17 protein-coding genes and 5 pseudogenes are annotated in these 18,427 nt (G+C 71.0%); 10 read left to right on the top strand and 12 right to left on the bottom strand.

The window, feature by feature from the left end:
• Positions 1 to 84: 84 nt before the first annotated feature.
• A pseudogene (locus ACH4VX_RS01985) lies at positions 85 to 243 on the bottom strand (3-oxoacyl-ACP reductase); the annotation flags it as partial.
• Between the two features lie 58 nt (positions 244 to 301).
• On the bottom strand, positions 302 to 1,303 hold the full coding sequence (locus tag ACH4VX_RS01990) for a Gfo/Idh/MocA family protein (RefSeq protein ID WP_398365130.1): 1,002 nt from the start codon (positions 1,301 to 1,303) through the stop codon (positions 302 to 304).
• A 140-nt stretch (positions 1,304 to 1,443) separates the two neighbouring features.
• On the opposite strand from ACH4VX_RS01990, the gene ACH4VX_RS01995 reads away from it, so the two are divergent.
• The 3 genes from ACH4VX_RS01995 (at position 1,444) to ACH4VX_RS02005 (ending at position 5,065) form a co-directional block, all read left to right on the top strand.
• Positions 1,444 to 2,793, top strand: coding sequence for a multidrug effflux MFS transporter (locus ACH4VX_RS01995; RefSeq protein WP_398365132.1), 1,350 nt, complete (start codon positions 1,444 to 1,446; stop codon positions 2,791 to 2,793).
• On the top strand, positions 2,745 to 3,923 hold the full coding sequence (locus ACH4VX_RS02000) for a serine hydrolase domain-containing protein (RefSeq protein WP_398365134.1): 1,179 nt from the start codon (positions 2,745 to 2,747) through the stop codon (positions 3,921 to 3,923). Before ACH4VX_RS01995 ends, ACH4VX_RS02000 begins: the two co-directional genes overlap by 49 nt.
• Positions 3,924 to 4,066: 143 nt before the next feature.
• The gene (locus tag ACH4VX_RS02005) at positions 4,067 to 5,065 is read left to right on the top strand and encodes a small ribosomal subunit Rsm22 family protein (protein WP_398365136.1); all 999 of its coding nucleotides are present in this window, start codon (positions 4,067 to 4,069) and stop codon (positions 5,063 to 5,065) included.
• Here the strand turns inward: ACH4VX_RS02005 and ACH4VX_RS02010 are convergent.
• On the bottom strand, positions 5,005 to 5,265 hold the full coding sequence (locus ACH4VX_RS02010; RefSeq protein ID WP_398365138.1) for a DUF6243 family protein: 261 nt from the start codon (positions 5,263 to 5,265) through the stop codon (positions 5,005 to 5,007). The two genes, ACH4VX_RS02005 and ACH4VX_RS02010, sit on opposite strands and share 61 nt — an antisense overlap.
• A gap of 109 nt (positions 5,266 to 5,374) precedes the next feature.
• On the opposite strand from ACH4VX_RS02010, the gene ACH4VX_RS02015 reads away from it, so the two are divergent.
• A complete protein-coding gene (locus ACH4VX_RS02015) occupies positions 5,375 to 5,995 on the top strand; it encodes a TetR/AcrR family transcriptional regulator (RefSeq protein WP_398365140.1) in 621 nt (206 codons plus the stop codon).
• A 22-nt stretch (positions 5,996 to 6,017) separates the two neighbouring features.
• Here ACH4VX_RS02015 and ACH4VX_RS02020 read toward each other — a convergent pair whose 3' ends face one another.
• Positions 6,018 to 6,890, bottom strand: a complete 873-nt coding sequence (locus tag ACH4VX_RS02020) for a glycerophosphodiester phosphodiesterase (protein ID WP_398365142.1) — start codon at positions 6,888 to 6,890, stop codon at positions 6,018 to 6,020.
• 214 nt (positions 6,891 to 7,104) lie between these two features.
• Here ACH4VX_RS02020 and ACH4VX_RS02025 point away from each other — a divergent pair, with 214 nt between their 5' ends.
• The gene (locus ACH4VX_RS02025; protein WP_398365144.1) at positions 7,105 to 7,842 is read left to right on the top strand and encodes a bifunctional DNA primase/polymerase; all 738 of its coding nucleotides are present in this window, start codon (positions 7,105 to 7,107) and stop codon (positions 7,840 to 7,842) included.
• Positions 7,843 to 7,856: 14 nt separating this feature from the next.
• Here the strand turns inward: ACH4VX_RS02025 and ACH4VX_RS02030 are convergent, their stop codons facing one another.
• The 4 genes from ACH4VX_RS02030 to efeO are packed head-to-tail and all read right to left on the bottom strand — an operon-like array spanning position 7,857 to position 12,090.
• Entirely contained in the window at positions 7,857 to 8,843 is a 987-nt protein-coding gene (locus ACH4VX_RS02030) for a hypothetical protein (protein ID WP_398365146.1), read from the bottom strand.
• The gene (efeU, locus tag ACH4VX_RS02035) at positions 8,794 to 9,675 is read right to left on the bottom strand and encodes an iron uptake transporter permease EfeU (RefSeq protein WP_398365148.1); all 882 of its coding nucleotides are present in this window, start codon (positions 9,673 to 9,675) and stop codon (positions 8,794 to 8,796) included. The genes ACH4VX_RS02030 and efeU overlap by 50 nt, the downstream gene beginning before the upstream one ends.
• 3 nt (positions 9,676 to 9,678) lie before the next feature.
• Positions 9,679 to 10,929, bottom strand: a complete 1,251-nt coding sequence (gene efeB, locus ACH4VX_RS02040) for an iron uptake transporter deferrochelatase/peroxidase subunit (RefSeq protein ID WP_398365149.1) — start codon at positions 10,927 to 10,929, stop codon at positions 9,679 to 9,681.
• A gap of 9 nt (positions 10,930 to 10,938) precedes the next feature.
• On the bottom strand, positions 10,939 to 12,090 hold the full coding sequence (gene efeO / locus ACH4VX_RS02045) for an iron uptake system protein EfeO (protein ID WP_398365151.1): 1,152 nt from the start codon (positions 12,088 to 12,090) through the stop codon (positions 10,939 to 10,941).
• A 722-nt stretch (positions 12,091 to 12,812) separates the two neighbouring features.
• Here efeO and ACH4VX_RS02050 point away from each other — a divergent pair.
• Positions 12,813 to 13,457 (top strand): PhzF family phenazine biosynthesis protein, encoded by a 645-nt coding sequence (locus ACH4VX_RS02050; protein ID WP_398365153.1) that lies wholly within the window; start codon positions 12,813 to 12,815, stop codon positions 13,455 to 13,457.
• Positions 13,458 to 13,872: 415 nt separating this feature from the next.
• Positions 13,873 to 14,133, top strand: a pseudogene (locus ACH4VX_RS02055) (transposase); the annotation flags it as partial.
• Positions 14,134 to 14,162: 29 nt separating this feature from the next.
• Here the strand turns inward: ACH4VX_RS02055 and ACH4VX_RS02060 are convergent.
• From ACH4VX_RS02060 to ACH4VX_RS02070, 3 genes and pseudogenes are all read right to left on the bottom strand, one after another.
• Positions 14,163 to 14,375, bottom strand: a pseudogene (locus tag ACH4VX_RS02060) (transposase family protein); the annotation flags it as partial.
• Between the two features lie 94 nt (positions 14,376 to 14,469).
• Positions 14,470 to 14,991: a hypothetical protein gene (locus tag ACH4VX_RS02065; RefSeq protein WP_398365155.1), complete on the bottom strand. Its 522-nt coding sequence runs from the start codon at positions 14,989 to 14,991 to the stop codon at positions 14,470 to 14,472.
• A 96-nt stretch (positions 14,992 to 15,087) separates the two neighbouring features.
• On the bottom strand, positions 15,088 to 16,062 hold the full coding sequence (locus ACH4VX_RS02070; protein ID WP_398365399.1) for an alpha/beta hydrolase family protein: 975 nt from the start codon (positions 16,060 to 16,062) through the stop codon (positions 15,088 to 15,090).
• Between the two features lie 498 nt (positions 16,063 to 16,560).
• Between ACH4VX_RS02070 and ACH4VX_RS02075 the strand changes: the two genes are divergently transcribed.
• From ACH4VX_RS02075 to ACH4VX_RS02085, 3 genes and pseudogenes are all read left to right on the top strand, one after another.
• Positions 16,561 to 17,181 carry a helix-turn-helix domain-containing protein gene (locus ACH4VX_RS02075; protein ID WP_398365157.1) on the top strand — a complete coding sequence of 207 codons (621 nt, stop codon included), beginning with the start codon at positions 16,561 to 16,563 and terminating at the stop codon, positions 17,179 to 17,181.
• 219 nt (positions 17,182 to 17,400) lie between these two features.
• Positions 17,401 to 17,679 (top strand): hypothetical protein, encoded by a 279-nt coding sequence (locus ACH4VX_RS02080; protein ID WP_398365159.1) that lies wholly within the window; start codon positions 17,401 to 17,403, stop codon positions 17,677 to 17,679.
• A 29-nt stretch (positions 17,680 to 17,708) separates the two neighbouring features.
• Positions 17,709 to 17,987: pseudogene (locus tag ACH4VX_RS02085) on the top strand (PIN domain-containing protein); the annotation flags it as partial.
• A gap of 165 nt (positions 17,988 to 18,152) precedes the next feature.
• Here the strand turns inward: ACH4VX_RS02085 and ACH4VX_RS02090 are convergent.
• Positions 18,153 to 18,257: pseudogene (locus ACH4VX_RS02090) on the bottom strand (biliverdin-producing heme oxygenase); the annotation flags it as partial.
• Positions 18,258 to 18,427 lie beyond the last annotated feature (170 nt).

An 18,427-nucleotide genomic window follows, 5' to 3' on the forward strand; every position in this document is an offset into this window, starting at 1 on the left:
GTCCGCCACCGGCCGCAATGGTGCGGACGTTGAAAATCCGTTTGTGCAGGGTCCGTTCACCGGAAGCCCCCGGCCCCGGCCCCGCCCCCGGCCCACGTACGGCATCGTCGTCGCCGGTACGGTCGCGAACCGCATGTTCGCCTCCAGCGGCAGCTCCGCCGTGTGCCGCGCCGTACGGGTCACGTCCGCGACGTCCATCACGGTTCCGGGCGGCTCCCCGTTCGCCCGGAGGGCGCCGGTCCGCGGGACGGGCCGGGGCCCGGGCGGTCCGCCCGGGCCCCGGCTGCCGGGCGGGTGTCGCTCAGCGGGTCTCGCCGGGGTAGCGGACGCCGACGCGGTCCCGGATCGTGTCGAGCGTCCGCATCACGGCGAGGGTGCCGTCGAGCGGGACCAGCGGCGACTCGGTCTCGCCCGCCCGCAGGGCCCGCATCACCTCGGCGGCCTCGTGCTTGAGGCTGTTGCGGGGGCCGTCGGCCGGGTCGGCCGTGAACTCCTCGGCGTCCCGGCCGTCCCGGTGCAGCACGAACTGCTCCGGGAAGAAGAAGCCGTGCGGAATGTCGATGCGGCCCCGCGAACCGGTGATCGAGGCGGAGGTCGCCGTACCGCCCACGATGGAGCAGTGCACCGAAGCGAGAGCGCCGCTCTCCCAGGAGAGCAGTGCCCCCGTCTGGAGATCGACGCCCTCCTCCGAGAGCATCGCTCGCGCCACGATGTCCGACGGCTCCCCGAGCAGCAGCTGCGTGAACGACACCGGGTACACCCCCAGGTCCAGCAGCGCGCCCCCGCCCAGCGCCGGGTCCCGCAGCCGGTGCGACGCCGGGAACGGCCCCGCGAGACCGAAGTCCGCCTGCACATGGCGCACCTCACCGATCGCACCGTCGTCGACCAGCGCCTTCAGTCGCCGCACCATCGGATGGCAGTACGTCCACATGGCCTCCATCAGGAAGCGCCCGTTGTCCCGCGCGAGCGCGATCAGCTCCTTCGCCTCCCGCGCGTTCAGCGTGAACGGCTTCTCGCACAGCACGTTCCGCCCGGACTCCAGCATCAGCCCGGCCGCCGCGCGGTGCGCCGAGTGCGGCGTGGCGACGTAGACGACGTCGACCTCCTCGTCGTGCGCCAGCGACGCCCAGTCGCCGTACGCCCGCGGTATCCCGAACCGCTCGGCGAACGCCTTCGCCGGCTCCGCCGACCGCGACGCCACCGCCACGACCTCCGCATCCGGCATGTCCACGAGATCCGCCGTGAACGTCGCGGACATTCCCCCGGTCGCCAGAATGCCCCAGCGCACCTTCTGCTCTGTCATGCGTCCCACCCTGCTCGTGTCGTTCGTCACATCGTGAATGGATATCGGTGGAAGCGCTCCCATGACATCGCCGTTGACGCCGAGCACTCCGTACGAGCTGAGAGCATAGGGAGCCGATGGCATGGAAAGGGAGGGGCCACATGCCCGAGGGTGGGGCGTCCATATCGAACTCGACAGCGGATCCGACGGAAAACAGGGCACCGGACACGGCGCGGCGGGCGGCCGTCCCGGACCTGACGGCGGCGGAGGCGGCGCTCCGCGCGACCACCGGCCGCCGTACCAGCCTGCTGGTCACGCTCATCCTCGGCGGCCTGACCGCCACGCCACCGCTGGCGATGGACATGTACCTCCCCTCCCTGCCGGCGGTCACCCAGTCCCTGCACGCGCCCGCCGCCACCGTCCAGCTCACGCTCACCGCCTGCCTGGCCGGCATGGCGTTCGGGCAGCTGGTGGTCGGTCCGATGAGCGACCGGTGGGGCCGCCGCCGGCCGCTGCTCGTCGGCCTCGCGGTCTACGTCGTCGCCACCGCGCTGTGCGCCTTCGCGCCGACCGTCGAACTCCTCGTCACCTTCCGGCTGGCGCAGGGCCTCGCGGGCGCGGCCGGGATCGTCATCGCGCGGGCGGTCGCCCGTGACCTGTACGACGGCCTGGCCATGGCCCGCTTCTTCTCGACCCTCATGCTGATCTCCGGGGTCGCGCCGATCGTGGCGCCGCTCATCGGCGGGCAGATCCTGCGGGTGACGGACTGGCGGGGCGTGTTCGCCGTCCTCACCGTCGTCGGGGTGCTGCTGACGGCCGTCGTCTGGGCGAAGCTGCCGGAGACACTGGCGCCCGCCGACCGGCACGACGGAGGCGTCGGCGAGGCGCTCGGCTCGATGCGCCGGCTGCTCACCGACCGCGCGTTCACCGGCTACACGCTCACCGGCGGCTTCGCCTTCGCGTCCCTCTTCGCCTACGTCGCCGCCTCCCCGTTCGTCATCCAGGAGATCTACGGCGCCTCCCCGCAGACGTTCAGCCTGCTGTTCGGGCTCAACTCGATCGGCCTGGTGATCATGGGGCAGATCAACGGCAAGGTGCTGGTCGGCCGGGTCCGCCTCGACAGGGTGCTCGGCATCGGACTGGCCGTGGTGGTCGTCGCGGCGGTCGTGCTGCTGCTGATGTCGCTGGGCACGTTCGGCGAGGTCGGGCTGGTGCCCGTGGCCGCCGCGCTGTTCGTGCTGATGTCCGCGATGGGCATCACCCTGCCGAACACGCAGACGCTCGCCCTGATGCGCACCAGGCACGCCGCCGGCTCCGCGTCGGCGCTGCTCGGCACGACGTCCTTCCTCATCGGCGCGATCGCCTCCCCGCTGGTCGGGATCGCCGGGGAGGACACCGCCGTCCCGATGGCCGTCGTCCAGCTGGTCGCCGCCCTGGTGGCACTGGGCTGCTTCCTGGGGATGTGCCGCCCGTGGGGCGGGCGGACGAGCGCGAAGGGCGGGGGCGTCTGAGCGCGCCGCGACTGCGCCACGGCACACCGGAACGGGCCGGACTCGACGCCGGGGAACTCCGGCACCTGGTCCGGGAGGTCCACGCCCGGACCGGCGGCGAGCGGCCCTGGGCGGCGGGCGCCGTCGTGGTCGTCGGGCGCGGCCCGGTGCTCGCCGTGCAGGAGGCGGCGGGCTGGGCCGTGCGCTACGCGGCGTACGACGAGGAGGGGGACACCCCGGTCGAACTGCCGTCGGCCGAACGCGTCCCGATGACCGTGGACACCCCCTTCGACCTGGCGTCCCTGACCAAACTGTTCACCTCGGTGGCCGTGGTGCAGCAGATCGAACGGCGCACGCTGGGCATCGACGCGCGCGTGGGCGCGTACCTGCCGGACTTCACGGCGGCCGTACGGCACGGCGTCACCGTGCGCCAGCTGCTCACCCACACCTCGGGTCTGCGCCCCGAACTCCCGCTGTACGACTGCGCCGACGACGCGGAACGCCTGGCGCTGCTGCGCGCGGAGCGACCCGTCGGCGTGCCTGGCACGTACTGCTACTCCGACCTGAACATGCTGCTGCTCCAGCACCTCCTGGAGCGCATCACCGGCCGCACGCTCGACGTCCTCGTGCGCGACGGCATCACCCGGCCGCTCGGCATGACCGCGACCGGCTTCGGACCGTGCCCGGGCGCGGCGGCGACGGAGGACCAGCGACGGCCGTGGGCCAAGGCGGACCGGGGGATGCTGCGGGGCGAGGTGCACGACGAGAACGCCTGGGCGCTGGGCGGGGTGGCCGGCCACGCGGGACTGTTCTCCACGGGGCGGGACCTGGCGGTCTTCTGCCGCACCCTGCTGGCCGGGGGGTCGTACGGTCCCGCCCGCATCCTCGGCCCCGGCTTCGTGGACCTGCTGTTCACCCCGCCGGGCCTGGGCTTCGCCCTGGACCAGCCGTGGTTCATGGGGGAACTGGCGGGCCGGGGCGCCGCGGGGCACACCGGATTCACGGGTACGTCCCTGGTCCTGGACCGTGCCACGGACACGTACGTGATCCTCCTGGCGAACACGGTCCACCCCCGGCGTCCGGTCCCGCCGGACAGCACACCGAGGGCGGGGGCGGCGACGCGGGTGGCGCGGGCGGTGCGGGGGATGTGAGGGGGCCTCTTCCGGGGCCGGGCACCCGAGGCGTGCGCTGTTCGAACGCCTCGGTGATCGCATGGGTGTGCGTCCTGCCGGACGGGTGGGCGCCGCCGTCGAGGAGGCACTCACCGCCCACGCCCGCCCCGTAGAATCGCCGGGTGAACGCCCCCGCCTCGCTGCCCACCGCCGAGACCCTCCGCTCCGCTCTCGCCGGGCTGCTCGACGGGATTCCGGCGCGGCAGGCCGCGCAGGCCGTCGAGCGGCTGATCGCCACCTACCGGGGCGCCACCCCGACCGAGGCGCCGATCCTGCGGGACCGGGCCGACGTGGCCGCGTACGCCGCCTACCGGATGCCCGCGACGTTCGAGGCGGTGCGCTCCGCCCTGGAGGCGTTCGCGGACGCCGTGCCCGGGTGGGCGCCCGGCGACCACGTGGACGTCGGCGGCGGCACCGGCGCGGCCGCCTGGGCGGTGAGCGCGACCTGGGACGGGCGGCGCCCCGTGACCGTCCTCGACTGGGCCGAGCCCGCCCTCGCCCTCGGCAGGGAACTCGCCGCCGCCAACCCCGCCCTGCGCGACGCCCGCTGGCACCGCTCCCGCATCGGAACGGCGCTCACCATCGAGAGCACCGATCTCGTCACCGTCTCCTACGTCCTCAACGAGCTCACCGCCCCCGACCGCGCCGCCCTCGTCGACGCCACCGCCCGGGCCGCGCGGGCCGTCGTGATCGTCGAACCCGGCACCCCCGACGGCTACGCCCGCGTCATCGAGGCCCGCGACCGCCTGATCTCCGCCGGCTTCCACGTCGCCGCGCCCTGCCCGCACAGCGCCGCCTGCCCCATCGCCCCCGGCACGGACTGGTGCCACTTCGCGGCACGGGTCAGCCGTTCCTCCCTGCACCGCCAGGTCAAGGGCGGCTCCCTCGCCTACGAGGACGAGAAGTTCAGCTACGTCGCCGCCACCCGCCTCCCGGTCGCCCCGGCCCCCGCCCGCGTCGTCCGCAAGCCGCAGATCCGCAAGGGCCAGGTCCTCCTCGACCTCTGCGAGACGGACCCCTCCCTGCGCCGCACCACCGTCACCAAGCGCCACGGCGACCTCTACCGGGCGGCCCGGGACACCGACTGGGGCGACCCCTGGCCGCCGCGCGTCGACGCCTGACCGGGCGACGTTCCCTTCCCGCCGTCCCCCTCCCGCCGCTTCTCCTGCAGCGTGCGCAGCAGCTCCCGCTTCTGCGCCCGGGGGTCGACACCGCCGCCGCCGATCCGGCCTCCGCGTCCGCCCCCGCGCAGGGCCTTGCGGCCCAGGTGCTGTCGGGTGCCGCCGACTCCCAGCATGTTTCCGGCTCCGCCTCGGGCCATGGTGATCTCCTCTCACAAGACTCCTCGATACGAGACGTATCGTCTCGCTGTTGACGCTCACCACTGTCCGGCGAGACGCACCGTCTTGTCAACTGGTAGGTTCGGTCCCATGGCCGCACACCACCAGTCCGCCCCCGACGCCACCCGCCGCAGCGAGCGCTCCCGGCGGGCCATCTACGACGCAGCCCTCGCCCTGGTCGTCGAGGTCGGCTATCCGAGGACCACCATCGAGGGCATCGCCTCCCGTGCCGGCGTCGGCAAGCAGACGATCTACCGATGGTGGTCGTCGAAGGCGGACGTACTCCTGGAGGCGTTCCTCGACATGGGCGAGCAGGCGGCAGCGGCCGCCGGCCAGGTCCCGTACGCCCTCCCGGACACCGGCGACCTCGCCGCCGACCTCAAGCACGTCCTGCGCGCCACGGTCGACGAACTGCACGACCCCGCCTTCGAGGCCCCCTCCCGCGCCCTGGCCGCCGAGGGCGTCGTCGACGAGGAACTCGGCCGCAGGTTCGTCGCCAAACTGCTGGAACCCCAGCTCCAGCTGTACGTGGACCGCCTGCGCGCCGCCCAGGAGGCCGGGGACGTCCGCCCCGACATCGACCCGCGCATCGCCCTGGAACTCTTCGTCTCCCCCCTCGCCCAGCGCTGGCTCCAGTACACGGGCCCGATCACCTACGACTACACCGACACCCTCGTCGACTACGCCCTCAACGGCCTCGCACCCCGTTGACCGGACCGGGCGGCCGGCCACCTCACCGCCCCAGCGCCGCGCTCACCCTCCCCGGCACCCGCGCCGGATGCCGGGCCAGGCGCCCCGGCGCGTCCGTGATGACGCCGTCGCAGCCCAGGGCCAGGGCGCGGTCGCGCTGGGCGGGGGTGACGACCGTGTGGGCCCACACGCGGGGGATGCCGGAGCGCACCGCGCGTCCCAGGTCGGCGTCCCGCGCCTTGATGTCGACGTCGAGCAGGTCGACGTAGGAGCGCCAGCGCTCGGGGCGGTCGGTGCGCAGCTGGCGGGCCGAGCGCCACAGCTGGGCCGGCAGGCCCAGCCGGTGGACACGGCGGGCGACCCCGGGGTCGTTGGTGTTCACGAACACCGAGCGGGTCAGGCCGCGGGCCCGGATCAGCGCCGCCAGCCGGTCGAGGCCGCGCGGATCCTTCACCTCCAGCATCAGCACGATCCGCCCGCCGAACCGGTCCAGCACCTCGGCGACCGTCGGCGGCCGTTCCGAGCGCCAGCTCCCCGGCAGCCGGTCGCGCGGACGCAGCCGTACGCCCCGCCACTCCCCGGCGTCGAGGCCGCGCACCTCGCCGCCCAGAAAGGTCGTACGGTTCAGGGTCGCGTCATGGAAGACCACCGGCGTGCCGTCCCGCAGCACCCGCGTGTCGAAGTCCAGCACCTGCGCCGTACCGCGCCGGTACGCCGCCATCAGCCCCGACATGCTGTTCTCCGGCACTTCGCGCGCCCCGCCCCGATGGGCGACGTACGGAACCCGGGGCAGCGAGTCCACCGTCAGCGGCCCGGCACCCCACTCCAGCGGGCGGTCGCCGCCGTGCCCCGTGAGCGTCAGCGAGACCACGGAAGCCACGGCCGCCAAACCCGTCAACGCGACACCTGTGACCATGGCGACCACGGTAGGTCCGCGGATCACCGCAGGCCGCCCCACGGCACCCGAACCGGTGCACGCGCCCTCACCGCGCGCGTCCCCTTCGTCACCTCTCGTCCCGTCGGGGCCACCTCGTCCCACCTGCGCCGATTGTGTGCTCCAGCCCCCCGACGCGCACGATCGTGGGACCATAGGGCATGCTGTGTGGCACGACGGCGAGGCGAGGGGATAGATGAGCGCGGAGTTCGGCGGCCGGACCGGCCGACAGGGCAGGCTCTCCCAGTGGCTGCGCGGACGCCGCCCGAAGCAGGCCGCCGACGAGGGCGGCCGTGAGACTCTGCTGCTCGCCGCCGCCGAAGCGGGACTGCCGCTCGCGCCCGCCGCCCACCCCGCCGCCGGATACGGCTGCTCCTGCGACCGCGTGGGCTGTCCCACCCCCGCCCGGCACCCGGTGTCGTTCGCCTGGCAGACGCAGTCCACCACCGACCGCGCCCAGATCGAGCGCTGGGCCCGCCACCAGCCGGAGGCCAACTTCATCACCGCCACCGGCATGGTGCACGACGTCCTCGACGTCCCCCTGGACGCCGGACGGGAGGCGCTCACCCGCCTCCTCGACGCCGGCATCGAGGTCGGCCCCGTCGCCGAGAGCGACGACGACCGCATGCTGTTCTTCACCCTCACCCGCGGCACCCCCGAGGACGAGGACGAGTGGTGGCCGTGCGAGCTGGACTGCCATCCGGAGACCATGGACGAGCACCCCGGCCTGCGCTGGCACTGCCGCGGTTCCTACGTCCTCGTACCGCCCGCCCGTCTCCCCGGTGACGACGGCCGGTCGGTGCACTGGGTACGCGGCCTCGAGCATCCGCTGCCGGACCCGCTGAGCCTGCTGGAGGTCCTCACCGACTCCTGCGCCCGCCACATCGGCGAACAGTCCGGCCAGCCGGGCACGGCCTGGCCCCTGCGCCACTGAGCCGGGCCGGGGACCTACTCGCCCTGCGCCGACGTCAGGCCCTGGATCCGCCCCAGGACCTCCACCTCACCGTCGGCCGGGTCCAGCGCCACCTCGTTGGAGACGAACTCCATCGTCAGCGACTGCCGTATCTCCCCGGTCGTCAGCGCCAGCACGTCCTTGTTCGGCGTCGGTACCGAGGCCCCGGCCGCGGCGGTCTGCTTCTCGAAGTGACGGGTGGTGAAGAACACCAGCGCCCCGCCGTCCTTCGTGCGCAGCGCCAGCGGCGCGTAGTCGCCGTTCGTCATCGGCTCGTCGATGTACTGCGTGGCCAGCCCCGGCCGCGACGACTTCTTCTCGCGCTGGGCCCGCCACCCGCTGGTGTGCGGGCCGTCCGAGAAGACGCCCCCGCCGCCCTTGAGGAACGACGCGTACTCCTTGCTCAGTTCGCCCGGCGGCACCGTCACATCGGACGAGTTCGCGGGCACGGCCTCGGCCCAGCCGTCCTTGCCGGTCCTGAACTCCGGTATGTCGTCCGGGGCGACGAGCGTCAGGTACGCCGCTTCCCAGCTCTCGTCCAGCCCGTCACGGGTGAACACCAGCAGCCAGCGCGACCCGCCGCCCTTGTTGCCGGCCGCGTCGGCGAGGAACCAGCGCGGCCAGCCGGCCTTCTCGGGGATGGTGAACTTCGCGTCCGTCAGCTTCAGCGGCGCGTGCCCGGCATTGCCCTCCGGGCTGTTGGCCCGCCCGGCCTTCAGCCGCGCCTCGTCGATGTCGGCGAGGGCACCGGTGGTGTGGTCGGCGTCCAGGGAACTGTCGTACGCCTTGTCGGCCTTGTTGTACGCGGCCGTGAACTCCTCCAGCGCCTTCGCGGCTTCGGCGCGGGTGGCGGCCGGGAGCACCTCGCGCTCACCGTGCACCACCACACAGCCGCTCGCCGTCACCGACAGGGCGACCACGAGCACGCACGTGTCAAGCCTGCGGCGCCCGCGGAGCCTTCGAAGGCCGAGATCCCTGCTCATCCGGTTCCTTCACCTTCCCCTTCCCGGAGGCGAACCCTACCGGGGCGAGGAACAGCGCGAGCGTCGGGACCAGGTACAGCAGCCACACCGTGACCTGGAGGACGGTCGGGTCGGGCTGGAAGTTGAACACGCCCTTCAGCAGCGTGCCGTACCAGCTGTCCGGCGGGACGGTGCCGCTGACGTCGAAGGCCAGGTCCGTCAGACCCGGCAGCCAGTCGGCCTCCTGCAGGTCGTGGAAGCCGTACGCCAGCACGCCCGCCGCCACGACGACCAGCAGGGCGCCGGTCCAGGTGAAGAACTTGGCGAGATCGATCCTCAGCGCGCCCCGGTAGAACAGCCAGCCGAGCAGTACCGCCGTCGCCAGCCCCAGCGCCACCCCGATCAGCGGGCGCGGGCTGCCGTCCCCGGCCGCGTGCACGGAAGCCCACACGAACAGGGCCGTCTCCAGCCCCTCGCGGCCCACCGCGAGGAACGCGGTGACGACCAGTGCGCCCGTGCCCATCGCCAGCGCGGCGTCCAGCCTGCCGTGCAGCTCCGCCTTCAGATGCCGGGCGGTGCGCCGCATCCAGAACACCATCCACGTCACCAGGCACACCGCGAGAACCGACAGCGAACCGCCGAGCGCCTCCTGCGCCTCGAACGTCAGCTCCTGCGAGCCGAATTCGAGCGCGCAGCCGAAACCGAGCGCGACGGTGATAGCGACCCCGATGCCGGCCCACACCGGCTTCAGCGCGTCCCGCCGCCCGGTCTTCACCAGATAGGCGATCAGGATGCAGACGACGAGGCTGGCCTCCAGTCCCTCGCGCAGACCGATCAGATAGTTGGAGAACACGGCTCACGCCTCCTCGGAGAACAGCGCCCGGCCCCACCAGTCGTCCAGGTCGCGGACGCCCGGCGGAACGGCGAAGAGCGCCGAACCCACGTGCTGGATGTACTCGTTGAGCGCGTCCTGGGCCAGGTTGCGCTGGACGCGGATGAACCCGGTGCGCGGATCGCGCTGGTAGGCGAGGAAGAACAGCCCCGCGTCCAGGCGCCCCAGACCGTCGGTGCCGTCGGTGAAGGAGTAGCCCCGGCGCAGGAGCGTCGCCCCCGCGTTGGCCTCGGGATGCGCCAGCCGCACATGGGCGTCGGGCTTCATCGCCTTCAGGAACGGCTCGTCCCGCTCCTTCGCCCTGCCGACCGGAGCTCCCTCGCCCTTGTCACGGCCGAAGATGTCCTCCTGCTCCTGCAGCGAGGTCCGGTCCCAGGTCTCGATGTGCATCCGGATCCGCCGGGCGACGAGATACGAACCACCCGCCATCCACTCGGGCCCGTCCTTCTCGCCGACCCAGACGAACTTCTCGAGGCGGTCCTGCTCGGTGCCCGAGATGTTGCGGGTGCCGTCCTTGAAGCCGAACAGGTTGCGCGGGGTCTGCGCGTCGGGCGTCGTGGACGACGTCTTGCCGAAGCCGAGCTGCGACCAGCGCACCACGACCCGGCCGAACCCGATGCGGGCGAGGTTGCGGATCGCGTGCACGGCGACCTGCGGATCGTCCGCGCACGCCTGTACGCACAGGTCCCCGCCGCTGCGGTGGCGGTCCAGGTTGTCCCCGGCGAACTTCGGCAGTTCGACCAGCGCCTCGGGACGCCGCCCGGCCAGGTCGAACTTCGCGAACAGGGACGGCCCGAAGCCGATCGTCAGCGTCAGCCGGGACGGCTTGAGGCCCAGCGCCTCACCGGTGTCGTCCGGCGGCGCCTCGGCGAGGCCGCCGTACGCGCCCTCACCGACCGCACGGCCGGCGGTCAGCCGGCGCGCGGCATCGGTCCACTCCTTCAGCAGTCCGACGAACTCGGCGCGGTCGTCGGTCGTCACGTCGAACGCGGCGAAGTGCAGCCGGTCCTGCACGGGAGTGGCGATGCCCGCCTGATGTGCCCCGTGGAACTCCACCGCGGCACCGGCGCCCACGCCCGGGTCGGGCTCGTCGCCGGTACGGGCCACCGCCACCGCCCCGCCGGCCGCGGCGGCACCGAGCGCGAGCCCGGCACCGCCCCAGCCGAGCAGCGAACGCCGCGACGGCGCCTGCGGGTTGCTGTCCGTGTCTGTCATCCCCCGGCCCTACTTCACGACGGCCGCGGCGAGCTGCGACAGCGGCTCGGCGAGCGCGTTGACCGCGTCCGACAGCTCCTTGCGGTCGGCCCTGCCGACCTTGTCGTACGGGGTGAAGTCGTACGACGCCGCGTCGGGCCGGTACTTGTCGAGCAGCGTGTCCAGCGCGGCGAACTGCTTGTCGAGGTCCTTCACCAGCGCCGGGTCGTTCTCCTGGGCGACCGCCTTGAGCAGCGCGTACGACGTCTCGGCGCCCTCGACGTTGGCCTTGAAGTCGACCAGGTCGGTGTGCGAGTAGCGCTCCTCCTCGCCGGTGACCTTGCCGGTGGCGACCTCGTCGAGGAGTTCCTTGGCGCCGTTGGCCATGGAGGTCGGGGTGATCTCGGCCGTGCCGACCCGCTTCTGCCAGTCCTTCAGGTCGGTGATCAGCCGGCCGGCGAGCTCCTTCTCCCGGTCGCCGATCTTCCCGTCCTGCCAGAGGGCCTTCTCCAGGCGGTGCCAGCCGGTCCAGTCGGTCGCCGGGTCCTGGCCGTCCTCCAGACCGTCCTCACGGACGTCGACCTTGGGGTCGATGTCACCGAAGGACTCGGCGACCGGCTCGGTGCGCTCCCAGCCGATGCGGGAGGGCGCGTACGCCTTCTTCGCGGCCTCGATGTCGCCGTCCTCGACGGCCCTCGCGAACTCCTCCGCCTTGGGCAGCGTCTCGTCGGCCTGCGCCTGCACGTACGCGCGGTAGGCGGCCACCGCCTTGTCCAGACGGGGGTCGCGCTCGACGGCCTTCCCGCCGGTGGCCTTGACGTCCTGGCGTATGCCCTTGCCGCGCATGCCCGGCTTGCAGGCGATCCGGTAGTCGCCCGGCTTCACCTCGGCGGTGACGCGCTGCTTGGTGCCGGGGCCGATGTTCTCCCGCTCGGTGACCACCCGGTCGTCGGGGAAGAGGAGGTAGACCTCGGTGACCTTGGAGCCCTTGTTCTCGATGGCGAGCTCGACGTGCCCGGCCGGGAACTCCTTCTTCGACACCTCGCACGCGTCGTCCGTGGCCGTCACGCCGACGACCTGGTCGCCGTCCGCGCCGCCGCCCTTCTCGGTGCAGCCGGTGACGGCGGCGAGGGCCGCCGCGGTGGCGACGGCGGTGACGAACGAGAGTCTGGCGGGTCGCATGAAGGCTCCCAGGGTGGCCGAAATGATGCGTGATCAGCCCCACATAAGGAAGGTGAGGCTGACCTAACGTACCTAAGGATTTCCCGAGTGGTACCTGCGTGTTCGGTGATCCGGCTCTCATGGACGGCGTAGGAACACGACCCGATCACGGTGGCTCAAAACACCTGCCATGGCCAGGTCAAGATCGGGTCAGGCCGGGTCAAGCGGAGGTCAATCCGTCCCGCGCGGGCTGACCGTCGCAGGGCCGGCGCCCTCCGGCGGCTGGAAGCGCCCGGCGACCACACCGCCTCACCGCTGACAGGCGCGGCGCCGCGGCCACGCCGCCTCCGCAGGCGTGATGTTCGGTTCGGCCAACCTGACTTCGGCCACTTCCCGGATGCGTCCCGGGAGATGGTGAGGGTCAGGCCGGTCCGGCCCTGACCGCAGAAACAGCTGCCGCGCCACTCACCGACAAGGGGCGACGGATCCTCTGTCGCCTGCTCGGTCGCGGTGTCCGGCCCCGGATCGGGCGAGTGGCTCGTTTCCTGTCCGGTCGGACGTGCCGATGTCGTACCGGGCCCGGCTCCGGAGGACGAGGACGTCGGAGTGTCCCCGGTATTGGACGCGATGACCACTGCCGTGACCGCTGCGACACCGGCGATGGCGACCCACAGCACAGGCTTGGCACTCGCGCCGCGGGGTGACGACGACCTCGCCGCCCGCGCGATGCTTGAATGCCCTCCGTGACTGACTACGACGTGCTGCGCGTCTTCTGTGGACCTCGCGGCGGGTACGGCAATGAACTCGGTGTCGTGCGCGAGGGTTCGGTGATGCCCGAGCGGGAGGACCGGCAGGCGTTCGCCGAGAAGCTCGGGTTCAGTGAGACCGTGTTCGTCGACGACCCCGAGCGCGGGGTGATCGACATCTACACCCCCACCCTGCGCCTGCCCTTCGCCGGCCACCCCTGTGTCGGTACGGGCTGGCTGCTCGACGTACCCGAGCTGGTCGTCCCCGCCGGGGTGGTGGGTGCCCGGCAGGACGGGGAGTTCTGCTGGATCGAGGCGCGGGCGGAGTGGGTGCCGCCGCGCACCCTGCGCCAGTACGCGAACGCCGCCGAGGTCGACGACCTGCCCGTGCCGCCGAAGGGGGAGTGGATCTACGCCTGGGCCTGGCTGGACGAGCCGGCGGGCCGCATCCGCGCCCGTGCCTTCCCCGGCCGCGACGACGGCATCGACGAGGACGAGGCGACGGGCGCCGCGGCCCTCCTCCTCACCGACCGGCTGGGCCGCGCCCTGAACATCACCCAGGGCACGGGCTCCCAGATCCTCACGGCCCCCCAGCCGGAAGGGTGGACGGAGATCGGCGGCCGCGTCTACCTGGAACGCTGACCGCTCCACTGCGCGACGAGGACGCCTCCTCTCTCGGGCATGAACAACCTCGGAGGGGGATCTGCCGAGAGTGCTCGGCGGATCTTCCCTTCAGTGGTTGACCTCGATTCGTCAGCGGGGTTCGGTCGTTGATCGGGGAGGTGACCGGCGCCCCGGAGCCCGCGGCGGTCTCTTCCGCCAAAAAATCACCGACGCAGACCGAATCCTGGCAACCGTTCTCTCGCAACGCGGCCTGTGCGACCAGCAGACCTGTTCGGCGTCAGCCGCGGCACCATCCGCAACACCATCGACGACGCCCGTCCACTCCTCGACCAGGACCAAAGCGTCGTGACACCTGCAGGACGGCGCTTCACCGCAGCCACCGAGGTACTCAAGTTCGTCACGGCAGAAGGTGAAACACCAGCTTGATTCTTTACAGCTTCACTACGTGCGCAACGTCTTCGCCGTGATCCCGAAAGGCTCGACAGAGAGGGACGTGGCCACGATCCGCACCGTTTTCGCCCAGCCCACCGCGGACGCGGTCCACGCCCGGCTCGACACCGTCGCCGACATGCTCGGCCGCCAGTTCCCCAAGGTCCAAGAGATGCTGCTGGAGGCCAAGGAGGACCTGACCGCGTTCATGGACGCCCTCTACCTCGATGCCCCGACCGTCCTACCCGCCACGTCGGACGACTGATCGCCTACACCACGACGAGGGACATGACCGACCAGCCGTCGTATCCTCACCCGGACCACGACCTGTCGGCCGTCGACCGGCACATCCTGCACCGTCCGGCCGTGATACCCGTGGACCCTCCCCGTCACCACCCCGCGCACCGGACGGGGAACGGGAACATCCCGGGGCCGAGCCGAAACCCGGACTGTCTCACCGCCGTCCGCCACATCCTCGATGACCAACGCCGACAACCCCGAAAGCACCGTTCCCACAAGCGTGTTCGCATCACGCACGCTCAATGATCACAGGCGAGCACTCACCGTCACAGTCCCGCACCGCCGCACTGTGTGGGGCCGGTCAGGCGGCCGGCACGGTGCCGGGCTGGTCATGCACGTTTGCTACCGCGTTGATCTGATCTGTGCCCGCCTGGGTGAGGAAGACCCACGTCCCGTAGACGCCCCACATGAGGCCGAGCAGCGAACTCGCGGCGTAGAAGCCCATTCCGTTGGTGGAGCCGACGGTGGCGAACAGTCCGGCGGCGGCGATACCTGCCGCGAACACGACGAGCGCGACGACGAGGACGGGCCGCGCATGCTGGGACGTGCCACGGCGGGCTGCGTGGTCGAGCACCGAGAGCAGACTTGCGCTTGCTGCTGCGGCGACCAACAGTTCGACCCCGAGCGCCCAGGTCGGCTGGGGCAGGGTGACCAGCGATGCGGTGACCGTGGTTGTCAGGAACAGGGAGACGGTTTGCGCGGCGCGGTTGCGGTATTCCTGGGAGGTGGCGACGACGTCGAAGCGGAAGGCGACAACGATGAAGGTGAGGCCGGTGAGGCCGGCGGCGCTTCCGCCGACGGTTGCAGCGAACGTGGTCCACATGGCGGTTGCTCCTGTGCGATCCGTGCTGGGGTGGAAGGTCGCGGTGCGATGAAGTGCGGTGGCGGCGGCCGTCGCGCCGCCGCCCACCGCGCGGAACTACCTCGTTTCGACCTGGGCCATCGGGTCTTCACCGTTCTCCAGGGCGTTCACCGCGTTCTTCCAGGACGGGTCGGCCGAGTAGAGCTGGCTGCGCAAGTAGGCCCACACGAGAGCCCGCAGAGTCGCCACGCGCTCGGGATTTTCGTCGTCCGTCTCTGCCGCGTCGTATCCGGATATGCCACCGAAGATGTGACCAGCGCCGTACATGGTCACCATGGTTTTGTTGCCGCCGGGGCTGGCCGAGTAAGCGTCAGCACGGTAGCTGAGCCGATTGGAGAAGTTGGGGTTGAGGTCCTGATCGCCCACGATGATCAGGCCGGTGCCTGTCATCTGCTCGAAGTCGGTGTAATACAGCACCGGGTAGTTCGTCTTGGCCCACTCGGCGAAGTGCTCGTCGTTGCCGATGCCTGGAGCTCCGATGAGCACTCCCGCCTTGACACGGGAGTCGGAGAGGTCCTTCGGCCGGTCGTCGTCCGGGTCCAGCATCTGGGCTCCGAGGAGGAGTGAGACGGTGTTGCCGCCCAGGGAGTGTCCTACGGCACCGACACGGTCCCTGTCGATCCGCCGTTCGGCAAGACCGGGGACGGCGGCCTCGATGTCGTCGAGGCGGTCGAGGATGTTGTGCATGTCGGTGGCGCGGTCACGCCAGAACAGGGGCGCGTCCTTGAGGTCGGTGTCGCGCAGACCGAGAGCCGTCGAGTCCAGGTGGGTCGGCTGGATGACCGCGAACCCGTGGGCGGCGAAGAAGTTCGCCAGCGGACCGTAGCCGTTGTAGGAGGACAGAAAGTTCGCCGGCCCGTGCCCGTGGGACAGGAGGATGAGCGGCAGGTCGGTGCCGGTCGCGGGGATCGACACCTTGACCTCCAGCGGCACGGGCCGGCCGGGAACGTCGAGGGTGACCGGGTGGTAGGTGAGGACGGGTTGCGACGCGTTGACCGGGATGTCGGCGGCGTCGCTGTACGGCTTGCTCATCGGAGCCCTTTCGAGATCGGTGTCGACATAGCGCCTGTCGGAACTGGCGGTAGGCATGGAAACGACGGTCGTGGCCGCGAGCCTGATGGGTCGGGGACGGCCGCCCGGCACCTGGGTCGGTGTGGACGGTGATCTCCGCAGTGGTGCACAGATCTCGGCGGGTGTTCGTCCCGCGGTCTGACGGCGGGGGGAGAGAGGGCGACTGGCCCAACCATCGACTGTCGTGCCTCCCTGGCCCGACGGATGCACTTGTCTTGCCGAGAACTGTAAGATCAATCGGACAAGCCGAACTAGGGCGAAAGTGACATGACTGAGTCCGCAATCGATGGGCATCGCAGAAGAGCACGGTTCGGAGTCGAGAGCCTGGTTCTGCGCGTTGCCGATGGTGACTTCCCGACCGTTGTGAACAGCGGGTACACTGTCAAGATCACGCATGGCGGCTCTGCGCCCCCTTTTCAGTACCTCGGGCGAACCCAGGGTCCCCCTGTTCCTGGCGCGGTGACGGTGATCGAGCCCCATGAGGTCGTGAGCTGCCTCGATCAGGACAAAGCCGCCGCTGACGGCCAGGCCCTAGTGCAACTGATGTTCATTGACGCCGATCTCATGTCAGCCGGCACAGGCCGGCCGCGCTTTCATGAGGTGACCTATTCGGACCGCAGCCTCTTCAACGGCATTGCTGCGCTGCACAGGGGTCTGGCGGACGGCGAGGACGAGTTGGATCTCGAGTCGTCGCTGATCCGCTTGCTGAACGTCCTGCTCACCAGGCATGCGGATGCTCCCGGCGCAGCGAGTCCAGCACTGCGTCCTCGAGCGCTTCGTCAGGTACGGGAGATGCTCCACAGCCAACTGGACTCCAACATCAAGCTCGACGACCTCGCGACAGTCGCCGGTTGCAGCAAACGCCATTTGATCAGGAGTTTCCGGCAGGCTTACGGGGTTCCACCGCACCATTACCGGACCCTGTTGCGCTTGGCCGGCGCCAAGTCCATGCTGGCAGCGGGACGATCCGTGGCAGAGACCGCCGCCGAGCTTGGTTACTGTGACCAGAGCCAGCTCAACCGGCACTTTCGGCGGGAGTTCGGCATGAGCGCAGGTGGCTATGCCAGGACCGTGCGGTAGGCCTGCGATGTCTTGGCTCTGAACCGCCCCGGACTCGGTGGTGTTCCTGGATGCGGTGACCCGGTTCGGTGACGGTCATCCGCCCCGGCGGCTGAGCCGGGCGCGGAAGGTGGCGGAGAGCGGCGAGCGCGGGACGTTCGTCACCCCCCTCGAAGTGCGGAAGTACCCGGAGGTCAAAGAGTCAGGACAGGTGAGTCGGGGGCGCGCCGGCCTTGAGCCATGACGGCAGCGCACGACTACGAGCACCTGCACCACCTGGTTGACCGGTTGAGCCCGACCCAGGTGCGGCGCTTGCGGCTGGTCATCACTGAGGACGAGGAACTCTCCCAGGTCGACCAGCAGGTCCCGGACGCGGCCGGAGAGGGCGATGACGGTGACCTCCTGCCCGCCGGCTTCCTCGTACTGTCCGGCAGCATCGAAGCACCAGCCGACTACGCCGAACGACACGACGACTACATCCGTGAGCGCGCGGAACGCGAGCGGAGCGCCGGCGAGTGATCACCACGGTCCTCGACACCGGCCCGCTGGTGGCGTTCTTCAACGCCAAGGACAAGCAGCACGAGAACTGCGTCGCCTTCTTCTCCCGGCTACGAGGCCGCAAGCTGCTCCCCGCCACAGTGCTGGCCGAGGTGAGCCGGCAGTTGGAACGCCGGCCGCGTATTGAAGCCGCCTTCGTCGAGCATGTTGCTCTGGGCTTCTTCGAACTCGTCAACCTCACCTCGGACGACCTGCTGCGAGTCAGCAAGCTGATCGCCAAATACGCCGACCTCCCCCTCGGCGCGGTCGACGCCTCCGTCATCGCCGTCGCGGAACGGTACGAGGTCGACCGGATCGCCACCCTCGACCACCGCCATTTCCGAGCCGTCAAACCACACCATGTGTCCGCCCTGGCCTTGCTGCCGTATCCGCCCTGGCCTTGCTGCCGTAGGGGTAGGACCACCGGCCCGTTCGTCAAGGGCAGCACTCTCCTCGTCCTCGCCCAGCGCCCGGAACACGTCCGTGTTCAGCGCGAACGCCCGCTTGCACTCCGCCACGACGCGCTGCTTCCCCAGGTCGTCCGCCGGGACCGCGTCCAGTCCGCCTCCGTGTGCTGCTCGTGGGAGGCGGTGCGTATGAGGGCCGAGAAGGAGTCCATGGGCCCAGATCTTTTACGGTTAGGTTTACCCAAGTCAATGGTTTGCCGACGGGCTGTCGGCAACTCCAAACCCTGCCACGGCATGAGAAAGCCCGCCCTCCGGAAGAGGGC

The organism is Streptomyces sp. NPDC020731, assembly GCF_044334705.1.
GTDB lineage: Bacteria > Actinomycetota > Actinomycetes > Streptomycetales > Streptomycetaceae > Streptomyces.